Source organism: Hydrogenophaga sp. L99 (assembly GCF_058731905.1).
In genome coordinates, this window is record NZ_CM178972.1 from 3,769,183 (window position 1) to 3,790,930 (window position 21,748).

Here is a 21,748-nt window from a genome sequence, read left to right on the forward strand (position 1 = left end):
CCCAAGATTCACTGCACGATCAGCCGGAAGCTGTTGTAGTGGTCTTCGGTGTAATAACACGCATCAGGAACCCGGGGCTTCAGCCCTCCGCACACTATTCGCCTGGCACCCCGGTGACTCAGACCCGGGGTGGGTACGGTGTATTCACGGTAAAAACCCCGCTTCTGGCTTGGCAGCAGACGCTCGCGGTTGCCAAACACGGTGCCGTCTTTTTCGTACCGGAATGGCCCACCTTCGCGGATCTGTTCCATCACCTGCCGACCTTGCGGAGGCAAACCAGACCATGTCAGCACAGCGGTGTGGGTGTCGGACGGTGACGTGGGCACTGGTGCCCGGGCTTGCACCCATAAGGTGCTCAGCGTTCCCGTCAGCGCCACGGCCACCACGAGTCCCAAAACCCGTTTGACGCGCCAGCTGTGTGTCCGGATCTGTTTAAGACCCATGAAAATCCCTGCTCCTGATGCAATCAACCCGCCACCTACACCGGTCAAAAGTCGCTAAAAGCGGCTTTTGACCCCGTGTCGGATGGGCGGGTTAACCCTGAAATTCAAGTGTGCTAGTGTGCCTGAAGCGTTACAAAAATGCAAGCCGATGCTGAATAAACAGGCAGGGGTTCGGGTGAAAAATGTGTTGAAAAGTTAGCGCTTGCTTTTTCCCGAGCGATCAGCGGACCACGTTGGCTTCGGCCACGGTCAGGGCCGTCATGTTCACGATGCGGCGCACCGTGGCACTGGCTGTGAGAATGTGCACAGGCTTGGCCACGCCGAGCAACATCGGGCCAATGGCAATGTTGCCGCCGGCCGCGGTTTTGAGAAGGTTGTAGGCGATGTTGGCGGCGTCGATGTTGGGGCAGACCAGCAGGTTGGCGTCGCCCTTGAGGGCCGAGCGCGGCATCATGGCCAGCCGGGCTTCGGCGTCCAGCGCCACATCGCCGTGCATTTCGCCGTCCACTTCCAGCCAGGGTGCATCTTTTTGGAGAATGGCCAGCGTCTGGCGCATTTTGACCGCGCTGGGCTGGTTGCTGGACCCAAAGTTGGAGTGCGATAGCAGGGCGGCTTTGGGCGTGATGCCAAAGCGCATCATCTTGCGCGCGGCCATCTGCGTGATTTCGGCCAGCTGCTCGGCGGTGGGGTCGTAGTTGATGTGGGTGTCCACCAGGAACACCTGGCGCCCGGGCAGCATCAGTGCGTTCATGGCGGCGTAGCAGTTGGCGTTTTCGCGTTTGCCGATCACCTGATCCACGTAGTCCAGGTGCAGCTGGGTGTTGCCCCAGGTGCCGCAGATCACGCCGTCCACGTCGCCGCGGCGCAGCAGCATGGAGCTGATGAGCGTCAGTCGGCGGCGCATTTCGATCTTGGCCAGCTGCTCGGTCACACCACGGCGTTCCATGATCTGGTGGTAGGTTTGCCACAGTTCGCGGTAGCGGTGGTCTTGTTCGACGTTGACCACGTCGTAGTCCAGCTCTTCTTTCAGGCGCAGACCAAATTTTTCGATGCGCTCGGCGATGACGGCCGGACGCCCGATCAGCGTGGGGCGGGCCAGACCCTCGTCCACCACGATCTGGCAGGCACGCAGCACGCGCTCTTCTTCGCCTTCGGCGTAGGCCACGCGCTTGCGGGTCGCGGTTTTGGCTGCCGCATAGATCGGCTTCATGATGGTGCCCGAGGCAAACACGAAGCTCTGCAGCTTTTCGCGGTAGGCCGCCATGTCCGTCACGGGGCGCAGGGCCACGCCGCTGTCGGCCGCAGCCTGGGCCACGGCGGGGGCAATCTTCATCATCAAGCGCGGGTCAAACGGCTTGGGGATGAGGTACTCGGGGCCAAAGGCCAGTTTTTCACCGGCGTAGGCGGCAGCCACCACTTCGCTTTGCTCGGCTTGGGCCAGCTCGGCAATGGCGTGCACCGCTGCAATCTCCATCTCGTCGGTGATGGTGGACGCGCCTGCGTCCAGTGCGCCGCGGAAGATGTAGGGGAAGCACAGGACGTTGTTGACCTGATTCGGGAAGTCGGAGCGACCGGTGGCGATGATCGCGTCGTCGCGCACGGCCTTCACGTCTTCCGGCTGGATTTCGGGGTTCGGGTTGGCCAGCGCAAAGATCAGCGGGCGGGCGGCCATTTTGGCCACCATGTCTTTCTTGAGCACGCCGCCGGCCGACAGGCCCAGGAACACGTCCGCGCCTTCAATCGCTTCGCTCAGCGTGCGCTGGTCGGTTTTTTGGGCGAACTGGATCTTGTCCTCGTCCATCAGCTCGGTGCGGCCCTCATAGACCACGCCGGCCAGGTCGGTGACCCAGATGTTTTCACGCGGGATGCCCAGCTTGACCAGCAAGCCCAGACAGGCGAGCGCCGCCGCACCCGCGCCGGAGGTGACGAGCTTGATGGTCTTGGGGTCTTTGCCGGCCACTTTCAGGCCGTTGAAGATGGCCGCGCCCACCACGATGGCGGTGCCGTGCTGGTCGTCGTGGAAGACCGGGATCTTCATGCGCTCACGCAGCTTGCGCTCCACATAAAAACAGTCGGGCGCCTTGATGTCTTCCAGGTTGATGCCGCCGAAGGTGGGCTCCAGGCTGGCGATGATGTCGACCAGTTTGTCCGGGTCTTTTTCGTTGATCTCGATGTCGAACACATCGATGCCCGAAAACTTCTTGAACAACACCGCCTTGCCTTCCATCACCGGCTTGGCCGCCAGCGGACCGATGTCACCCAGGCCCAGCACGGCGGTGCCGTTGGTGATGACGGCCACCAGGTTGCCGCGGCTGGTGTACTTGAAGGCGTTGTTGGGGTCGGCCACGATTTCTTCGCAGGGCGCGGCCACACCGGGCGAGTAGGCCAGTGCCAGGTCGCGCTGGTTGGTCAACTGCTTGGTTGCCGCAATCGCCAGTTTGCCGGGGGTCGGGAACTCGTGGTATTCGAGCGCAGCCCGCTTGAGTTCGGCGCGCTTGTTCTCTTTGTTTTCCGGGGTCATGGGCTTGTCTCCTGACGAATCAATTTATTGCAATGTGAAAGCGTGTTGCGCATTCTAAATCTTCAGGGGGAAAAACCCCAGTCCGTAGAAGCGCGTAGCGGTTGATGCGGCCGTGACATTTTCGGTGGGAATCGCCCGTCCGGTGGAAACGGTGCGGGATTCAGGGCCGTTCACAAGGGGGTTGTCTGCACCTGGGCAAACAGCTGTTGCGCATCTTCTTTGCAGCACAAACCCGTGCTGACGCTGAGCAGCGCCGCTGAGCCGGCTGCCACACCCCAGGCAAAGGCATCGGTCAAGGGGCGGTGGTGTTGCAACGCCCAGACCATGCCACCCACAAAGCTGTCGCCCGCGCCCACAGCGCTGGCCACCTGGATGGGCAGTGGGGGGGCATTCCAGGCGCCGTCGCGCGTGACCAGCAGCGCACCCAGGTGCCCCAGCGTGAGCGCCACCACCTCGGCCTGGCCACGCGCCACCAGGGCACGCGCGGCAGCGTGCCACTGCGCTGGCGTGTCCAGCGGTTGCCCGCACAGCTCGGTCAGTTCGCGCAGGTTGGGTTTGACGAGGTACACGCCTTCGGCCAGCGCGGCGGCCAGCGCGGGGCCGGCGGTGTCGAGCACCAGGCGTGCGCCGCGCTCACGGCACAGGCGCGCCAGCCGGGCGAAAAAGTCTGTGGGCACGCCGGGGGGCAGGCTGCCGCTGGCCACCAGCAGGTCGTGAAAGTCGGGCATGGCTTCCAGGTGGCTTAGGCAGGCTTGCCATTCGGCGTCGCTCAGCATGGGGCCAGGCATCACAAAGCGGTATTCGGCGCCGGTGGCGTGTTCGTGCACGGTGAAGCTGACCCGGGTTTCACCCGCAATCGGCAGGAACACGCCGTGCATGCCTTCTTGCGCCATGCGGGCCTGCAGCCACTGGCCCGACGAGCCACCGGTGGGGCACAGCGCGGTGCACTGCCCACCCATGCGGGCGAGCACGCGCGCCACGTTGATGCCGCCACCGCCGGCGTCGTGCAGCGTGTCGGTGCAGCGCAGTTTGTGGGTGGGTACCACGCGCTCGGTCTCGGTTGACAGGTCAACCGACGGGTTCATGGTGAGGCAGAGGACGCGCAGGGGTGGGGAGGTTGGGGCAGACATGCGGTGTTTCTACCGCAAAACACCGCGCGGGCGGGCGGATTCAGCGCAGGTGTTTGAGGCGCTTGGCCGCAAAGGCGTCCAGCACGCTCAGGCCGCGCACGCCGGGCGCCAGCGTGAACGGCTGGCCAGCTTCCACATGGCCGGGTTGCACCACCGCCAGGTAAAAGCCGGGGCAGGCGTGTTCCATCATCAGCCGCCCCGCGTGGGGCAGCCCCATGACGGCGTTGAACTTGAAGCAGGGTTCGCGCGGTGCCGTCACGCGCAACACGCAGTCGGGGAAATGCAGGGTGTCGCCGATCCACACCTCGCGTTCCAGCAGCCCGGCAAGGCTGAGGTTTTCGCCCATGAAGCCGGGCGGCAGTGCTTCGTTGAAGAGGCTGGCGCCCTGTTCAAACCGCTGCGCCTGCCAAAACGCCAGGTGTTCGGTGGGGTAGGCGTACACCGCCTTGTCCAGCCCGCCGTGTACGCTGGGGTCGGCCTGCTCATCGCCTTGCAGCCCGAGCCGGCCCACGCTCACACAGCCCGGCACAGCGGTTTTGCCAATGGCCGACAAATAGTTGCGGCTGCCGATGCGCAGGGGCCGCGCGCTGCCGGTGTTGACGCTGAGAACGCGCACCGCTTCAGCCGCGCATCAGTGCTTCGATCTCATCGGCTTTCACCGGCACGTCGCGGCTGATGAGTTCGCAGCCGGTTTCGGTCACGATGGCATCGTCTTCAATGCGGATGCCGATGTTCCAGAATTCGCGTGGAATGCGGTCGCTGGGGCGCACGTAAAGGCCGGGCTCGATGGTGAGCGCCATGCCGGGGCGCAAGATGCGGCTGGGCCGGTCTTTGATGGTTTCACCGCTCAACGGGTCTTTGCGCTCGCTCACCGTTCCCAGCTCGGAGGGCTCCACGTAGCTGCCGCAGTCGTGCACGTCCATGCCCAGCCAGTGGCCGGTGCGGTGCATGTAGTGGGCGAAATAGTGGCGGTGTTCTATGGCGTCTTCCAGCGTGCCGACCTGGTTTTTGTCGAGCAGGCCCAGGTCGAGCATGCCCTGGGTGAGCACCTTCACCGTGGCTTCGTGGGGGTCCACAAAGCGGTTGCCCGGTTTGGTAGCCGCAACGGCTGCGTCCTGGCTGGCCAGCACCAGGTCGTACAGCGCGCGCTGCGGCCCGGTGAAGCGGCCGTTGGCCGGGAATGTGCGGGTGATGTCGGAGGCGTAGCCGTCGAGTTCGCAGCCGGCGTCGATCAGCACCAATTCGCCGTCGCGGATGGGTGCGTTGTCGGCCCGGTAGTGCAAGACACAGGCGTTGGCGCCAGCGGCCACGATGCTGCTGTAGGCCGGGTATTGCGAGCCGTGCTGGCGGAACTCAAACAGCAACTCGGCGTCCAGGTGGTATTCGCGCACGTCTTGACCGGCACGCAGCATGGCGGCACTGCGCTGCATGGCGCGCACGTGAGCGCGTGCGCTGATCTGCGCGGCGCGCTTCATGATGCCCTGCTCGTGCGCGTCCTTGATCAGCCGCATTTCGTCGAGCACGCCGCACAGGTCGCGCTGCACGTCCGGGCACAGCGCGCCGTAGCGCACGCGGGAGCGCACGCTCTGTAGCCAGCCGTCGACCCGGCCTTCCAGCCCCTTGTGGGTGGCAAACGGGTACCAGACGGTGTGGCGGTTTTCCAGCAGCCGGGGCAGGCGCTGGTCCAGTTCGGTGACCGAAAACGCCTGGCTCACGCCCAGGTGGCTGGGCGCTGCTTCGGGGCCCATGCGGATGCCGTCCCAGATTTCGCGTTCCAGGTCTTTGGGCTGACAAAACAGCGTGGTTTCGCCGTCGGCGGTGATCACCAGCCAGGCGTTGGGCTCGGTGAAACCGGTCAGGTAATAGAAGTAGCTGTCGTGGCGGAACAGGAACTCGCTGTCGCGGTTGCGCGAGCGCTCGGGCGCGGTGGGCACGATGGCAATGCCGCCGGCACCCAGTTGGGCGGCCACGCGGGCGCGGCGTTCGGCGTACAGATGGAAGTGGGTGGTGGTGTCCATGGCCGACATTGTGCGGCTTTTGGATCGCCCTTGCCCTGCCTGGGACGTGCCTCTGGGTCGGGTGCCGTGGTCCGGCCCGGGTCAGCGCGCCGGCGCGTTCAGCTCGGCAAGCCGCTCGGGTGTGCCCACGTCGGTCCAGGCGCCGGTGTAGAGCTCGGCGCTCACCCGCCCGGCGTCCATGGCCTTGCGCAGCAGGGGCGCCAGCGGCTCGGCGGTGCCCTGTGGGTTGCCCGGAATGGTGTCGCACCACGGGGCTTCAAACAGCGCGCGCCGGTACAGACCGATGGTGCTGTAGGTGAATTTCTCTTCGGCCTCGTTCAGGGCGAGGCCGTCAGCGATGAGGCCAAAGTCACCGCGCGGGTTGTGTGGCGGGTTGGGCACCAGCCAGATGTGGGCCAGCTGCTCGCTGGCGGCGAAGCGGGCCACGCTGCCTTCGGTGAAGGCGAAGTCGGGCGCAAACACGTCACCGGCCAGCACCCAGAACACATCGCCTAGTAAGGGCAGCGCGCGCGAAATGCCGCCTGCGGTTTCCAGCGCGTAGCCAAAGTCCTGGCCTTCGTGTGAAAACGCAATCTCGGCGCCCGGCTGTTGCTGCGGCCAGTCGGCATACCGCTGCGCAATCTGTTCACCCAGCCATTCGGTGTTCACCACCACGCGAGAAAAACCGCCCCTCAGCAGCGCTTCCATGGGCCACTGCATCAGCGGTTTGCCCCGCACCGGCAGCAAGGGTTTGGGCGTGTGGTCGGTCAGCGGGCGCATGCGCATGCCGCGCCCGGCGGCCAGCAGCATGGCAGGAACGGAGGGGGGTGAGGTGCGCAACATAGGGTGTCCAGCGGTGGGGTGATCCAGACGAGCTGGAGCGGTTGAATTATGTGCGAGGGCTGCGCTTTGCAGGCATGCCCGGCCGCCGTTTGGGTGAGGGGGCTCAACGGCCCGATAAAATCAGCGGTTTGGCGCATTTGCGCCGCCATCCCCACCACCCATTGGTCCTCCCCATGTCCGACGCCGCCAGCACCCCTTCCAGCACCGCCCCTGTTGAAGCCCCGATTGCCGCCCCCGTGGCTGCAGCCGCGCCCAGCGTGTCGGCCCAGACCCAGGCCAACGCCATCCGCGCGCTTGCCATGGACGCGGTGCAGGCCGCCAACTCGGGCCACCCCGGCGCACCCATGGGCATGGCCGACATGGCCGTCGCGCTGTGGGGCCGCCACCTGCGCCACAACCCGACGAACCCGCAGTGGGCCAACCGCGACCGCTTCGTGCTGTCCAACGGCCATGGCTCGATGCTGATCTACGCGCTGCTGCACCTGACCGGCTACAAGCTGCCCATGCAGGAGCTGAAAAACTTCCGCCAGCTGGGCAGCAAGACCGCTGGCCACCCCGAAGTTGGCCACACGCCCGGCGTGGAAACCACCACCGGCCCGCTGGGCCAGGGCATCACCAACGCGGTCGGCATGGCGCTGGCCGAGAAGCTGCTGGCCAGTGAGTTCAACCGCGAAGGCCACACGGTCGTTGACCACCACACCTACGTGTTCCTGGGCGACGGCTGCCTGATGGAAGGCATCAGCCACGAGGCCGTGGCCCTGGCCGGCGCCTGGAAGCTCAGCAAACTGGTCGCCCTGTACGACGACAACGGCATCTCGATCGATGGACAGGTCGCGCCCTGGTTTATTGACGACACGCCCAAGCGTTTCGAAGCCTGCGGCTGGAACGTGATCCGCGCGGTGGACGGCCACGACGCCGACGCTGTGGACGCCGCCATTGCCGCCGCCAAAAACAGCGCCGACAAGCCCACGCTGATCTGCTGCAAGACCGCCATCGGCAAGGGCAGCCCGAACCGGGCCAACACCGCCAAGGCCCACGGCGAGCCGCTCGGTGCCGAAGAGATCAAGCTCACCCGCGAAGCGCTGGGCTGGCCGCACGCCCCGTTCGTGATCCCGAAAGACGTGGCCGCTGCCTGGGACGCCAAGGCCGCTGGCAAGGCCTTTGAGGCTGCCTGGAACACCCAGTTCGCCGCTTACAAGGCCGCCTTCCCCGAGCTGGCCAAAGAGTTTGTGCGCCGCATGAAAGGCGACTTGCCCAAGCAGTTTCACCAAGTGGCTGTCGACGCCGTGCTCGCGGCCCACACCAAGGGTGAGACCGTGGCCAGCCGCAAGGCCAGCCAGATCGCGCTGGAAACTTTCACCGCCGCGCTGCCCGAGCTGCTGGGTGGTTCGGCCGATCTGACCGGTTCCAACCTGACCAACACCAAGTCCACCCCCAACCTGCGCTTTGACCTGGCGGGCAACGTGGTGAAGAACGAGGCTGGCCAGGGTGGTCGCCACATCAACTACGGCGTGCGCGAATTCGGCATGGCCGCCATCATGAACGGCGTGGCCCTGCACGGTGGTTTCATCCCTTACGGTGGCACCTTCCTCACGTTCAGCGACTACAGCCGCAACGCCATCCGCATGGCCGCGCTGATGAAGCAGCGCGTGATCCACGTGTTCACGCACGATTCCATCGGCCTGGGTGAAGACGGTCCGACCCACCAGTCGGTCGAACACGCCGCCAGCCTGCGCCTGATCCCCAACCTGGACGTCTGGCGTCCGGGCGACACGGCCGAGACCGCCGTCGCCTGGGCCGTGGCCCTGCAAAACAGCAACAAGCCCACCGCGCTGCTGCTGAGCCGCCAGAACCTGCCCTACGCGCCCAAGCACGAGCTGGGCGACATCAGCCGTGGCGCCTATGTGTTGGCCGAGCCCAGTGAAGTGGGCCTGAAAAAGAAAGCCCAGGCGGTCATCATCGCCACCGGCTCTGAAGTGCAACTGGCCCTGAAAGCGCAAGAGCTGCTGGCCAAAGAACACAAAATTGCCGTGCGCGTGGTGTCCATGCCCAGCACCACCACCTTTGACCGCCAGGACACCGCCTACAAGGCCGTTGTGTTGCCCAAGGGCCTCCCCCGCATCGCGGTTGAAATGGGCTCGACCGATGGCTGGTGGAAATACGGCGTGGCCGCTGTGGTGGGCCTCGACACCTATGGCGAGTCGGCCCCGGCGCCGGTGCTGTTCCAGCACTTTGGTTTCACGCCTGAAAACGTGGCCGATACGGTTCGCACCGTGTTGGCGAAGTGACCCGCTTTCTTTAACTTTTTGACACCTCAGGAGTACAGGATATGACCATCAAGATCGGTATCAACGGTTTCGGCCGCATCGGGCGCAACGTGCTGCGCAGCGCGATCCAGAACTTTTCGGACATCGAAGTCGTCGCCATCAACGACCTGCTGGAGCCCGACTACCTGGCCTACATGCTGCAATACGACAGCGTGCACGGCCGCTTCAAAGGCACCGTCAAGGTGGAAGGCGGCAACATCGTCGTCAACGGCAAGACCATCCGCCTGACGCAAGAGCGCGACCCCGCCAACCTGAAGTGGAACGAAGTCGGTGCCGACATCGTGATCGAGTCCACCGGCCTGTTCCTGGACAAAGTCACCGCCCAGAAACACCTGGACGCCGGCGCCAAAAAAGTCATCCTGTCTGCGCCCTCCAAAGACGACACCCCCATGTTCGTGTTTGGCGTGAACGACAAGACCTACGCCGGCCAGGCCATCATCTCCAACGCTTCATGCACCACCAACTGCCTGGCCCCCGTGGCCAAGGTGCTGAACGACAAGTGGGTCATCAAGCGCGGCCTGATGACCACCGTGCACGCAGCCACCGCCACGCAAAAGACCGTGGACGGCCCGAGCAACAAAGACTGGCGCGGTGGCCGCGGCATTTTGGAAAACATCATCCCCAGCAGCACCGGTGCCGCCAAGGCCGTGGGCGTGGTCATTCCCGAGCTGAACAAAAAGCTCACCGGCATGTCTTTCCGCGTGCCCACGTCCGACGTGTCGGTGATCGACTTGACTGTGGAGCTGAACACCGAAGCCACCTACGCTGAAATTTGCGCCGAAATGAAAGCGCAAAGCGAAGGCGCCCTGAAGGGCGTGCTGGCCTACACCACCGACAAAGTGGTGGCTACCGACTTCCGTGGCGAGACCTGCACCAGCGTGTTCGACGCTGATGCCGGCATCGCGCTGGACAGCACCTTTGTGAAGGTGGTGGCCTGGTACGACAACGAATGGGGTTACTCCAACAAGTGCCTGGAAATGGTGCGCGTGGTGGCCCAGTAAGCATCCGTTTGCCTGGTTCGAAAAAGCGCCTGCGGGCGCTTTTTTGTTGCTTGGCGGATTCGTGTGCGGTCAACCGGGTCTACAGGTAGGCACCGCTGATCGGTCAAACCCGGCGCTTGGTCGTCACCTGGTGCGGTGAGACCTGTTGGAACCCTGCAGCAAACAACGCCTTCGTGCTACAAAAGCCCCATGCACCTATTTCATTGGCGAACGCTGATCGCCCCCGTTGTGCTGGCTGCAGGCTTGGCTGTGGCTGCGCCTTTGTTTGCTCAATCCATGCTGTCGGCCCCAACGGCAGATCCGGTGGCGTTTGGCTTGATCATCGGGTTTCGTGCCTCTGAAGAAGATGCGTCCCCCCCTGAAGCGCCACAGGCTTCGCGGCGCGGCGGGTTTGCACCCGGCCAGCAAGCTTGGGAGCACAAGGCAAGCCAGGGGCGAGAGCGCACCGCCCGCCTGGCCCGCGAAGCCGGTTTGCCGATGCTCGCTGCCGGTGAAGCTGGCAACGCCCAGCTGCTGCGTTTTGAGCGGCCGCTGCGTGGCCAGGCGCTGCAAGATGCCGTGCGCAGAGTCCGCCTGCATCCCGACGTGGCCTGGGTGGAGCCCAATGTGTTGCTCAAACGGCTGGAAACCACGCCGAACGATAGCGACTTCACGAAGCAATGGCATCTCCAGACACCCGATGCCGTGCGTGTCTCAGCCATCAATATGCCGCCGGCCTGGGCGCTCACCACGGGCAGCGCAGCCGTCACGGTGGCGGTGCTGGACACTGGCATCTTGCCGCATCCGGATTTGGCGGGCCGCACCTGGCCCGGTTATGACTTTGTGAGCGAGGTGGAGTTTGCCGGCGATGGCAGTGGCCGCGATGCCGACCCCACCGACCCCGGCGACTGGGTCACGCGCACCGGCAACCCTGCCCCAGTGCAGCAGCTGGTGGATGCTGGGTTGTGCGCCGTCTCAGACAGTTCCTGGCACGGCACATTCATTGCCGGTCAGCTGGCGGCTGCATCCAACAACAGCCTGGGTGTTGCGGGCATCAACTGGGCCAACAAAGTGTTGCCGGTGCGCGTGTCGGGCCAATGCGGCGCTTTTCTGAGCGATGTGCTGGATGGCATGCGCTGGGCTGCGGGCTTGCCGGTGGCCGGCGTGCCGGCCAACCCCAACCCGGCCCGTGTGATCAACCTGAGCTTTGGCGGCGACGTACCTTGTGCCAGCAATGCGCTCTACCAGTCCGCCATTGACGATGTGACCGCTCTCGGCACGTTGGTGGTGGTGGCAGGCGGCAATCTCAGCAGCCAGTTGTTGCGCCCGGCCGATTGTCAGCGGGTGCTGTCCGTGGGGGCTGCACGGCAAGATGGGTTGAAGACCGACTATTCGAGCTACGGCCCCAAACTGGGTCTGATGGCGCCGGGTGGCTCGGTGAATGAGCGGATTGAACTCTACTCCACCATCAACTCAGGGCTCACCACGGCGGTACCTGCAGAAAACGCCTACGGGTATTTGCAGGGCACCAGCTTTTCAGCGCCGCTGGCTGCAGGTGTGGCCTCCCTGATGCTCTCACTCAATCCTGCGTTGTCGCCCGCCCAGCTGGTGGACCGCATGCGCGCCGGTGCGCGCCCCTGGTCGTCCATTGCGCGGGTGCCGATCTACCCGCTTTGCAGCAGCTTGCGTGTGACGCAATCTGTTTGCAACTGCACCCCCGACACTTGCGGCCCCGGGCTGCTGGACGCAGATGTTGCCGTGCGGCTCGCGCTGGGTCCTGCGGTGGTGATTGCACCCATAGCCGACGTGCGCCCCGGTACAACCCTGGCGCTGGACGGGCGCCAGAGCGTACCCCTTCCCGGCGCCACCATCGTCAGCTTCGCCTGGCAGCAGCTGGAGGGCCCATCCGTGCCAATTGGGTCGGCCAACACAGCGCTCGCCAGCGTGGCGCTGGCCTCTGGCCCTGCCACCTACGTGTTTCAGTTGACCGTGATCGACAGTCTGGGCCGCACCGGCACCGACCGTTTGCAGGTGGTTGCGGCGGTGCCGGTGGCTTCGGGCGGCGGGGGATCCACCAGCTGGTTATGGGGTCTGGTGTTGTGGGCCTGGGTACTGGCCACAGCTGGGGCGGTGGGCCGCCGCGCTGCGGTCTGACGCCGTCTGGCGGCGCACGCCGCGTTTCAGTTGCAGGGGCGCAAGGGCTTACCCGCCAGCGCAGCACCGAGACCCGCCACCGCGTTACGCTGGGCCGGTGTGGCATCGGGCAGGCGCAGGCTGAAGCTGGTGGACTCGGCCCTCTCCTGGGCCACCCGGGCCGTGCGAACGCCTGCGCGCACGGCATCTTGAAGCGCTTGCTGGGCGGCGGCTTCACTTGAATACGTGCCCAGCGCCAGTCCAGGGCCCAGGCCCGGCGCTGACACCTGGCGGAAATCCACTTTCAGTTCGCGCAGCTCGGCTTTTTTGCGTTCCAGTTGCTCGGCGTTGTCGTAGCGTCCCATGTAGACGATCCAGCGGCCGCCGCTGCGGCTTTCGTTCAGCTGCCAGCTGCCCCGTGGCAAGTCCAGCAGCGTCAGTGCGGCGCGCAGCGTGTCGGCCTGCGGTGCGGTGAAAGCACCCGCTAGCCAGCAGGCGCTGGCGCCAGCGGCCACTGGCGCGGGGGCTGCTGGGGGGGCAGGCGGTGGAGCGGAGACCACCGGGCTGGGTGGCGGTGGCGCAGGTGGTTCGGGCGGTGCTGGCTCTGCAGCCGGCGCGGTCTCTTGGGCCAGGCTTGGCGTTGGGGTCGGCGGCGTTTCCGAATCAGCGGGTGCGGTGGCGGGTGTCTGGCTGCTGTTGAGGCCAGCGTCGGTTGGTGTGCTGGCACTGCGCGGCGCGTTCAGCAGCCGCAAGGTGTCGGGTTGGATCTGGGCCTGCAACCGCTCGGGCTCGCGTTCTTCCTGGGGCATCAGGCCCAGCGGGGACAAGTAGCCCTGCGTCCAGGCGAAATAGCCCGCATTGGCCAGCACCAGCAGCCAGATCACCCACCTCAACATGGCCGCACGCTCACTTCAGCGCTGCTGATGGCACGCATGCCTTCGGGGGTCAGCACCTGCAAGGCGCCGGTCGCGTCCACGCCGCATGCGGTGCCCCGGGTGCCATCGGTCAGCTGCACCGCCAGGCCTTGCAGCGCGTCGAGCTGGGCAAAGCGCTGCGAAAACGCGGCGAAGCCTTGGGATTCAAACGCCAGCAGGTCACGCACCAGCGCTGGGGCCACCTGAGCCAGCACCTCGCCCGCCGTTACGCCCACCAGCACCTCTGCTAGGCCGGCAGGCGCCATGGCGGCCACTTGGGTGTCAGACGGGGCCTGCACGGCCACTGCGGAGGCGTCTGGGCGGGCAATGTTGATGCCCACACCCACCACCACCAGCCGTTGGCGCACCGCCGGGTCGCCGGTGCCCGCTGTTTCCACCAAAATGCCGCCCAGCTTGCGCTGGTGCAGCCAAAGATCGTTGGGCCATTTCAGGCGCACATCGGGGTGCAGGCTGTTTGCCAGGCTCACGCCCACCGCCAGCGACAGGCCCGACCAGTCGGCCGGTGCCATGGGCAGGGCCAGCGAAAACGTGAGCGACTGCCCGGCCCGGCTGTGCCAGCCCTTGCCCAAGCGCCCGCGCCCAGCGGTTTGTTCGTCGGCGGCCAGCAGCACCGGCTCCATGAGGCCCGCGCGTGCGCGGCGCATGAGTTCGGTGTTGGTGGAATCGATGCTGGGCAGCACCTCGACGGTGAAACCCGGCAGGTCGGGCACGACCGCCTGCCAGACGGCCTCTACGTGGGGCAAGAGATCAGACATGCGCGCAAAGTGGTTGCATGTGTGCACGCCTGACCGGAGCGACGACTTTCTCCGAGGCAGCCGTGGAAGCGGCTTTGCCGGGCCACCAGCTGCGTCCCCCCTTTCGGGGGGCTGAGGGCCGCAGCTCCGAGCCTGCCTGCGCAGGCTCGGACAGCCCGAAGAAGCATGGGCTCTGTCCCATGCTGCGGCCTGCAAGGCGAGCGAAGCGGCGCAGGGGGGTCATCCTAGTTTCGATGGTTTGCCCGCCCGCTTGGGGGCCAATAAAGTGCCGCGGCATGTGGGCGCACCGCACCAGCACGGGTACTGGGCCTTGAGCTTGGGGGTGTAGGGCTCGTCAATCACCAGGCCGTAGTCGTAAAACAGCTCTTCGCCAGCCGCAATGTTGCGCAGCGCCCGGATGAACACCCGGCCGTCATCGATCTCGGCTTCGCAGTTGGGTGCGCAGCTGTGGTTGATCCAGCGCGATGAGTTGCCACCGAACTTGGCGTCGATCACGTGCTCTTCGTCGATGTGGAAATAGAAGGTGTGGTTCGGATCGGTGGGGTCGTGCGGATGGCGCTTGAGCGCTTCGTCCCAGGTGATGACCTCGCCCACGTACTCAATCAGCGTCTCGCCTTCGGCCAGATCCACCACGGCGTAGACGCCTTTGCCGTGCACACCCGAGCGGCGGGTCTGGATGCGCCGTGCAGCCGATGGTTTATTTTGGGCGGGCGAGAGCGGCGGGCGGGGGCTTTGCGTCACGGCCAAAATTTTTGGTAAGGTTGATTCATGCAGGTGCGCGCGAGTGTGCGCGTGCCCATGTGTGCGCGTGTGTACGCGCGAAAGCTGATTGTAGAGATGAAAACTGAAGGTTTCGCCAAAACCCTGGTCATTGCGGAGAAGCCATCCGTGGCCCAAGACATCGTGCGCGCACTGACCCCCACCGCGGGCAAGTTCGACAAACACGATGACCATTTTGAAAACGATCAGTACGTGGTCACGTCCGCCGTGGGCCACTTGGTGGAAATTGCCGCGCCCGAGCAGTTCGATGTGAAGCGCGGCAAGTGGAGCTTTGCCCACCTGCCGGTGCTGCCGCCTTACTTTGACCTGAAGCCGATCGACAAGACCAAGTCGCGGCTGAGCGCCGTGGTCAGGCTGGCCAAGCGCAAAGACGTGGGCCGCCTCATCAACGCCTGCGACGCGGGCCGCGAGGGCGAGCTGATCTTCCGTTTGATCGAGCAGTACGCCGGCGGCCAGAAAAACGGCCAATACCAGAGCCTGGGCAAGCCGGTGCAGCGCCTGTGGTTGCAGTCCATGACGCCAGCGGCCATCCGCGACGGCTTTGCGCACCTGCGCAGCGACGAGCAGATGCAGGGCCTGGCCGACGCCGCCCGCAGCCGTTCCGAGGCCGACTGGATGGTCGGCATCAACGGCACGCGCGCCATGACCGCGTTCAACTCGCGCGACGGTGGGTTCTTCCTTACCACCGTGGGCCGGGTGCAGACGCCCACGCTGTCCATCGTGGTCGAGCGCGAGGAAAAAATCCGCGCCCACCGCAGCCGCGATTACTGGGAAATCCACGCGTCCTTCCAGGCCGAGGCCGGCGCTTACCCCGGTAAGTGGTTCGACCCCGCCTTCAAGAAACCCAGCGGTGAAGACGCCGACGCCGAGCTCAAGGCCGACCGCGTGTGGAACGCCCGCGAAGCCACCGCCATTGCCGACGCCGTGCGCGGCCAGCGTGCCACGGTGAAAGAAGAGAGCAAGCCCACCACGCAGGCCAGCGGCTTGCTGTACGACCTGACCAGCCTGCAGCGCGAGGCCAACGGCCGTTTTGGCTTCTCGGCCAAGACCACGCTGCAGCTGGCGCAAAGCCTGTATGAGCGCCACAAAGCGCTGACCTACCCGCGTACCGATTCGCGCGCCCTGCCCGAAGACTATTTGCCCACCGTCAAGCAGACCTTTGAGATGCTGGCCGACAGCGGCATGAAGCACCTGGCGCCGCACGCGCTCACCGCGCTCAACAACGGCTACATCCGACCCACCAAGCGCATTTTTGACAACAGCAAGGTGAGTGATCACTTTGCCATCATCCCCACGCTGCAGGCACCCAGCGGCCTGAGCGACGCCGAGCAGAAGCTGTACGACCTGGTGGTACGCCGCTTTCTGGCGGTGTTCTTCCCCAGCGCCGAATTCACCGTCACCACCCGCATCACCACGGTGGCGGTGCCTGCTGTGCCCGCTGGCCACAACTTCAAGACAGAAGGCAAGGTGCTCGTCAAGCCGGGCTGGATGGCCGTGTACGGCAAGGAAGCCGCCGAAGACGTGCTAGAGGCCAAAGAGGGCGACAAGGGCCAAAACCTGGTGCCGGTGCGGCCGGGCGAGACCGTGCGCACCGACAGCGTGGAGCCCAAGGGCCTGAAAACCAAGCCGCCTGCGCGCTATTCAGAAGCCACGCTGCTGGGCGCCATGGAAGGCGCGGGCAAGACGATTGACGACGACGAATTGCGCGAAGCCATGCAGGAAAAAGGCTTGGGCACGCCCGCCACCCGCGCCGCCACCATTGAAGGTTTGCTGACCGAGAAATACATCATCCGCGAAGGCCGCGAGATCATCCCGACGGCCAAGGCGTTTCAGCTCATGACGCTGCTGCGCGGCCTGGGCGTGGAAGAACTGTCCAAAGCCGAACTCACCGGCGAGTGGGAATACAAGCTCGCGCAGATGGAAAAGGGCCAGCTCAGCCGCAGCGCTTTCATGGCCGAGATTGCGCAGATGACCGAGCACATGGTCAAAAAGGCCAAGGAATACGACCGCGACACCATTCCCGGCAACTACGCCACGCTGCAAACGCCTTGCCCCAACTGCGGCGGCGTGGTGAAAGAAAACTACCGCCGTTACACCTGCACCGGCGCCGACGGCCAGTCGGACGGTTGTGGTTTCTCTTTTGGCAAGTCGCCCGCTGGCCGCACCTTTGAGCCCGAGGAAGCCGAAACGCTGCTCGCCGTCAAGAAGATCGGGCCGCTGGAAGGCTTCCGCTCCAAAGCCGGTTGGCCTTTCGTGGCCGAAATCGTGATCAAGTTCAACGAAGAAGACAAGAATTGGAAGCTTGAATTTGACTTTGGCGACGACAAAAAAGGCGAAGAAACCGGCGAGCTGGTGGACTTTTCAGCCAGCGAGTCGCTGGGCGCTTGTCCCAAGTGCGGCAGCCCGGTGCACGAGCACGGCGCCAACTACGTGTGCAGCAAAGCGGTGCCCACCGAAGCCCAGCCCACGCCCAGTTGCGACTTCAAGAGCGGCAAGATCATCTTGCAGCAACCGGTGGCGCGCGAGCAAATGCACAAGCTGCTGGAAACCGGCAAAACCGATCTGCTCGACAAGTTTGTATCCATGCGCACGCGCCGCGCCTTCAAGGCCTTCCTGGCCTGGGACAAGGAAGCCGGCAAGGTGAATTTCGAGTTTGCGCCCTCCAAGTTCCCACCGCGCAAGACCGCTGCTGGCGCGTCCGCGAAAGCAGCACCTGCCAAAAAAGCAGCGCCGGCGAAAAAGGCAGCCGCCAAGAAAACCGCGGCCACCAAAACCGCCGCCGTGAAGGTGCCCAAAGCGCCGCGCAAAACCACCCCCGGCGCCGGCCTCAAGCCCAGCGAGGCGCTGGCCGCCGTGATCGGCGCCGAGCCGGTGGCGCGCACCGAGGTCATCAAGAAGCTGTGGGACTACATCAAGGCCAACGGCCTGCAAGACGCCACCAACAAACGCAGCATCAACGCCGACGCCAAGCTCACCCCGGTGTTTGGCAAGCCGCAGGTCACCATGTTTGAACTGGCTGGCATCGTTGGCAAGCACCTGAGCTGAACCCCTTTTCATTCCCCCAAAACAAGGAGACTGTTCCATGAGCCTCAAGCTTTTCTTCGCCCCCGGCGCCTGCTCGTTTGTGCCGCACGCCATGCTCGAGCTGGCCGGTGTCGAGTTCGAACCTGTCAGCGTCAAGCTGCACAAAGGCGAGCAGCGCTCGGCCGAGTACCTGGCCATGAACCCACGCGGGCAGGTGCCGGTGCTGGTGGACGGCGGCGAGGTCATCACCCAGATCGTGACCATCTTGCTGCACCTGGACGCCAAGCTGCCCGAGGCCGGCATCCTGCCCGCCAGCGGCATGGCCCGCACCCGCGCGCTGGAAACGCTGACCTGGATGAACAACACCGTGCACCCCACGTTCACGCACGTGTTCATGCCGCAAAAATTCACCGACGACGAAGCGGCGCAGAACGCGATCCGTGGCTTTGCCGTGGCGCGTTACCGCGAGCTGCTGGGCGAAATCGAAACCCTGGCTGCCCAGGCCACGCCCTGGATGGCGGGTGAAAAGCCCGGTGCGCTGGACGCATATGCCCTCACGCTGCTGCGCTGGGGTGGCTACGCCGGCATTGATCCCACCGACTTTCCCAAGACCTGGGACCTGGCTCAGCGCTTTGCAGCCCTGCCAGCCGTAGCGCGCGCGGTGGAGCGCGAGAAGCTGCAGCTCAACGTCTACAAAGCGTAGGCCATCGCCCCCACGCTCCGCCGCTGCGCGGGGGCTAGGGCCTGCCTTGGGGCGGCCCGGCGTCTGGTCCGGTTGCCCTACAGCTCTGGCGCTGTAAAGAGGCTTATTCCTGCGGCGGCTGCTTGGTGGGTGCGAAGCGCACCGACACCAGCAGGCCGCGGTTGGGTTGGTCGGGGTGGGCGTCGTCCATGTACACGCTGGCGCCGTGCTGCTGGGCTATTTCATGCACGATGGCCAGGCCCAGGCCGGAGCCGTCCACGTTGGTGCCCAGCGCGCGGTAAAACGGTTGCAGCACCAGGTCGCGCTCGTTTTCCGGAATGCCGGGGCCGTTGTCTTCCACCTGCAAAATCTGCACGCCGCTGAAGCGGTCAAGCAGCACCCGCGCCGTCACCACGCCACCCCGGCCTGAATAGTTGATGGCGTTGTCCACCAGGTTGCGCACCATTTCTTGCAGCAAGGTCGGGTTGCCGTCCATCATGCAGTCGGCAGGCACGTTGTCGGGGCCCTCGTAGCCCAGGTCGGTGCCATGTTCCAGTGCCCGCGGCACCGAGTCTTGCACCACGCTGGTGACCAGCTTGGCCAGGTCGATGCGGGCGCTGGGCAGTGTGCGGCCGGTGGTTTCGGCCCGCGCCAGGGCCAGCAGCTGGTTCACGGTGTGGGTGGCTCGCGCACTGGAGCGGGCGATCTGCTGCAGCGAACCGCGGATTTCAACCGGATCGGTTTCGCGCTGCGCCAGTTCGGCCTGCATGCGCAGGCCGGCCAGCGGCGTTTTCAGCTGGTGCGCTGCATCGGCCAGAAAGCGCTTTTGCGTGGTCAGCGAGGTTTTCAGGCGGGTCAGCAGGTCGTTGATGGACGACACCAGCGGTGCCACCTCTTGCGGAATGAACGACTCTTCAATGGGGCTCAGGTCGTCGGGTTTGCGCGCGCGGATGCGCTGTTCCAGCTCGTTCAGCGGCCGGATGCCACGCACCAGGGCCAGCCACACCAGCAGCACCGCCAGCGGCAGGATGACGAACTGCGGCACCATCACGCCCTTGATGATTTCGGTCGCCAGCGTGGAGCGCTTGCCCTTGGTTTCCGCCATTTGCATGAGCACCAGGCGCTGTGTGCCGTTGCCGCGTGACAGCCAGGTGTAGGCGACCCGAACCTCGTCACCGCGCACCAGGTCGTCACGCATCAGCACACGGCCCGGTTCGGGGGTTTCGTTGTCGCGCGGTAGAGGAAAATCGCTTTCGCCGCTGATCAGTTCGCCACGTGGGTCCACCACCTGGTAATACACCAGGTCGCTGTCATCGGCCCGCAGCAGGTCGCGCGCCTGTGGCGTGAGCGTGAAGCTCACCTTGCCGTCCTGGCTCACCACAAACTGCGTCAGCGCTTGCAGGTTGAATTCCAGCGCCCGGTCAAACGGTTTGCTGGCGATGCCCTGCGCCACAAACCAGGTCAGCGCCAGCGACAACGGCCACAGCAACAACAACGGCGTGAGCATCCAGTCCAGGATCTCGCCAAACAGGCTGCGCTGCTCACGCTGGAACAGCCCGAACGACATATGGCCGTTGTCTTGTTTCTCGGGTTCGGACATGTCAGGCGCGGCTGTTCATCGCAAACTTGTCCGGCGCGAAGGGTTCCAAGCCAGAGCACCGTGGAACCGGCTTTGCCAGGCCGCCCGTGCTGCCCGCTGGGGGGTGACGGGCTGCAAGCCCGGCGCGGGGGGTGCTCATCTACCCAGGGATCTTTTCAAGGCAGTAACCCAGGCCTCGCACGGTGGCGATACGGATGGGGCCTTTTTCAATCTTCTTGCGCAGGCGGTGTATGTAAACCTCGATCGCGTTGTTGCTCACCTCTTCGCCCCATTCGCACAAGCGCTCCACCAGCTGGTCTTTGCTCACCAGGCGCCCGGCGCGCTGCAGCAGCACTTCCAGCAGGCCCAGTTCGCGGGCCGACAGTTCCACCATGCGTCCCTCAATGGTGGCCACGCGCCCGGCCTGGTCGTATTCCAGCGGGCCGTGCTTGATGGTGTTGGTGCTGCCGCCCATGCCGCGGCGCGAGAGCGCTCGCACCCGGGCTTCGAGTTCTTGCAGCGAAAACGGCTTGGCCATGTAGTCGTCGGCGCCGTAGTCCAGCCCTTTTACACGCTCTTCCACGCTGTCGGCGGCCGTCAGGATCAGCACCGGCAGCGACGATCCGCGCGCGCGCAGGCGCTTGACCACTTCCAGCCCGTGCAGCTTGGGCAGGCCCAGGTCCAGAATCAGCAGGTCAAACTCGTTGTTCGTCATCAGCGCGGCATCGGCCTCGCTGCCACTGGCCACATGGTCCACGGCGGCTCCGGCGGCGCGCAAGCTGCGCAACAGGCCATCGGCCAGAACCTGGTCGTCTTCGGCAATCAAGATGCGCATGGGTGTCTCCTCTGGTCTGGCGGGCGGTTTTTATGCTGCAACGGACGGATCTCTTTGTGTCAGGGCGCACAAACGCCACACAACCAAGATCCGTGCCGGTCCATTTTAGGCTCCGGGCTGGCCCTTGGGCGCCTTTGGACCCCCGGGGTTTCACCGGGTCGCGGTGTGCCGGCGTGTGTCCACCGCCTCCGAGCCATAGGCCTCCAGGCCCAGCGCCACCACGGTGGCCACGTCGTTGCCCACCTGTGCCCGGAACTCGCTTTCTGCCTGCGCCACTGCCTGGCGAAAAGCTTCCAGCCACAGCAGCCCCGTGTCGGTGAAAACGATGCGGCGCGCCCGGGCATCCAGCGGGTCGGGTTCGCGCCGCACCAGGCCCCACGCATCGCATTGCGTCACCAGATCGCCCATGGCCTGCTTGCTCATGCCGGCCTGCTGGGCCAGATCGGTCAGGCGCGAGCCTTGCAGGCCCAGGTGGCGCGTGATGTGGATGTGGGCAGCCCCAATTTGCGCGCGTGCCGCCAGGTTGGACAACGCCAGCGGCACCTCCGCGTTGTGCGCCATCAGGTGCAACACCCGCTCGTCAAAACGGCGCAAGGCCTGGCCCATCAGACGGCCCAGGTGGCCCACGCGCCAGCGGTCGTCCGCACCTGCGGTGGTGTCTGTTGAAAAGGTCGGTTCAAACATGCCGCAAATAGTAAGGCAAACTGACCATAAATCTGGTGTTTGGCGTTTTACTTGGCTGTAAACTGCTGTTCAAGCATCCAGCCTGTACGCAAAAACACAT

General features: G+C 65.0%; 16 protein-coding genes and 1 pseudogene. 5 read left to right on the forward strand and 12 right to left on the reverse strand.

From position 1 onward, the window contains the following. Positions 1 to 8: 8 nt before the first annotated feature. From AC4QBL_RS18035 to AC4QBL_RS18060, 6 genes are all read right to left on the reverse strand, one after another. The gene (locus AC4QBL_RS18035) at positions 9 to 443 is read right to left on the reverse strand and encodes a guanyl-specific ribonuclease (protein ID WP_472907535.1); all 435 of its coding nucleotides are present in this window, start codon (positions 441 to 443) and stop codon (positions 9 to 11) included. Between the two features lie 220 nt (positions 444 to 663). After that, on the reverse strand, positions 664 to 2,964 hold the full coding sequence (locus AC4QBL_RS18040) for an NADP-dependent malic enzyme (protein ID WP_472901971.1): 2,301 nt from the start codon (positions 2,962 to 2,964) through the stop codon (positions 664 to 666). A 170-nt stretch (positions 2,965 to 3,134) separates the two neighbouring features. After that, positions 3,135 to 4,094 carry a 1-phosphofructokinase family hexose kinase gene (locus AC4QBL_RS18045; RefSeq protein ID WP_472907534.1) on the reverse strand — a complete coding sequence of 320 codons (960 nt, stop codon included), beginning with the start codon at positions 4,092 to 4,094 and terminating at the stop codon, positions 3,135 to 3,137. Positions 4,095 to 4,134: 40 nt separating this feature from the next. After that, positions 4,135 to 4,710, reverse strand: a complete 576-nt coding sequence (locus tag AC4QBL_RS18050) for an MOSC domain-containing protein (RefSeq protein ID WP_472907533.1) — start codon at positions 4,708 to 4,710, stop codon at positions 4,135 to 4,137. A 4-nt stretch (positions 4,711 to 4,714) separates the two neighbouring features. After that, complete coding sequence (locus AC4QBL_RS18055) at positions 4,715 to 6,121, reverse strand: aminopeptidase P N-terminal domain-containing protein (protein ID WP_472907532.1); 1,407 nt, start codon at positions 6,119 to 6,121, stop codon at positions 4,715 to 4,717. A gap of 72 nt (positions 6,122 to 6,193) precedes the next feature. Then, the gene (locus AC4QBL_RS18060) at positions 6,194 to 6,934 is read right to left on the reverse strand and encodes a nucleotidyltransferase family protein (protein WP_472907531.1); all 741 of its coding nucleotides are present in this window, start codon (positions 6,932 to 6,934) and stop codon (positions 6,194 to 6,196) included. 299 nt (positions 6,935 to 7,233) lie between these two features. Between AC4QBL_RS18060 and tkt the strand changes: the two genes are divergently transcribed. From tkt to AC4QBL_RS18075, 3 genes are all read left to right on the forward strand, one after another. Continuing rightward, entirely contained in the window at positions 7,234 to 9,222 is a 1,989-nt protein-coding gene (gene tkt, locus AC4QBL_RS18065) for a transketolase (protein ID WP_492131670.1), read from the forward strand. 41 nt (positions 9,223 to 9,263) lie between these two features. Then, complete coding sequence (gap, locus tag AC4QBL_RS18070) at positions 9,264 to 10,262, forward strand: type I glyceraldehyde-3-phosphate dehydrogenase (RefSeq protein WP_472907529.1); 999 nt, start codon at positions 9,264 to 9,266, stop codon at positions 10,260 to 10,262. 189 nt (positions 10,263 to 10,451) lie between these two features. Beyond that, a complete protein-coding gene (locus tag AC4QBL_RS18075; protein WP_472907528.1) occupies positions 10,452 to 12,395 on the forward strand; it encodes a S8 family peptidase in 1,944 nt (647 codons plus the stop codon). Between the two features lie 26 nt (positions 12,396 to 12,421). On the opposite strand, the gene AC4QBL_RS18080 is transcribed toward AC4QBL_RS18075, so the two are convergent. The 3 genes and pseudogenes from AC4QBL_RS18080 to AC4QBL_RS18090 all read right to left on the reverse strand — a co-directional run. Next, positions 12,422 to 13,270 carry an SPOR domain-containing protein gene (locus AC4QBL_RS18080; RefSeq protein WP_472907527.1) on the reverse strand — a complete coding sequence of 283 codons (849 nt, stop codon included), beginning with the start codon at positions 13,268 to 13,270 and terminating at the stop codon, positions 12,422 to 12,424. Further along, on the reverse strand, positions 13,264 to 14,064 hold the full coding sequence (locus AC4QBL_RS18085) for a biotin--[acetyl-CoA-carboxylase] ligase (RefSeq protein WP_472907526.1): 801 nt from the start codon (positions 14,062 to 14,064) through the stop codon (positions 13,264 to 13,266). The genes AC4QBL_RS18080 and AC4QBL_RS18085 overlap by 7 nt, the downstream gene beginning before the upstream one ends. Positions 14,065 to 14,286: 222 nt before the next feature. Next, a pseudogene (locus AC4QBL_RS18090) lies at positions 14,287 to 14,805 on the reverse strand (SET domain-containing protein); the annotation flags it as partial. A gap of 96 nt (positions 14,806 to 14,901) precedes the next feature. Between AC4QBL_RS18090 and AC4QBL_RS18095 the strand changes: the two are divergent. Both AC4QBL_RS18095 and AC4QBL_RS18100 read left to right on the forward strand, forming a co-directional pair. Beyond that, the gene (locus AC4QBL_RS18095) at positions 14,902 to 17,889 is read left to right on the forward strand and encodes a DNA topoisomerase III (RefSeq protein ID WP_472907525.1); all 2,988 of its coding nucleotides are present in this window, start codon (positions 14,902 to 14,904) and stop codon (positions 17,887 to 17,889) included. Positions 17,890 to 17,926: 37 nt separating this feature from the next. Further along, positions 17,927 to 18,571, forward strand: a complete 645-nt coding sequence (locus AC4QBL_RS18100) for a glutathione S-transferase family protein (protein ID WP_472900510.1) — start codon at positions 17,927 to 17,929, stop codon at positions 18,569 to 18,571. 103 nt (positions 18,572 to 18,674) lie between these two features. Here AC4QBL_RS18100 and AC4QBL_RS18105 read toward each other — a convergent pair whose 3' ends face one another. The 3 genes from AC4QBL_RS18105 to AC4QBL_RS18115 all read right to left on the reverse strand — a co-directional run bounded on the left by AC4QBL_RS18105 (position 18,675) and on the right by AC4QBL_RS18115 (position 21,648). After that, positions 18,675 to 20,150 (reverse strand): sensor histidine kinase, encoded by a 1,476-nt coding sequence (locus tag AC4QBL_RS18105; RefSeq protein ID WP_472907524.1) that lies wholly within the window; start codon positions 20,148 to 20,150, stop codon positions 18,675 to 18,677. 139 nt (positions 20,151 to 20,289) lie between these two features. Next, positions 20,290 to 20,964, reverse strand: a complete 675-nt coding sequence (locus AC4QBL_RS18110; RefSeq protein ID WP_472907523.1) for a response regulator — start codon at positions 20,962 to 20,964, stop codon at positions 20,290 to 20,292. A gap of 150 nt (positions 20,965 to 21,114) precedes the next feature. Then, positions 21,115 to 21,648 (reverse strand): MarR family winged helix-turn-helix transcriptional regulator, encoded by a 534-nt coding sequence (locus AC4QBL_RS18115; protein ID WP_472900507.1) that lies wholly within the window; start codon positions 21,646 to 21,648, stop codon positions 21,115 to 21,117. Positions 21,649 to 21,748: the final 100 nt, after the last annotated feature.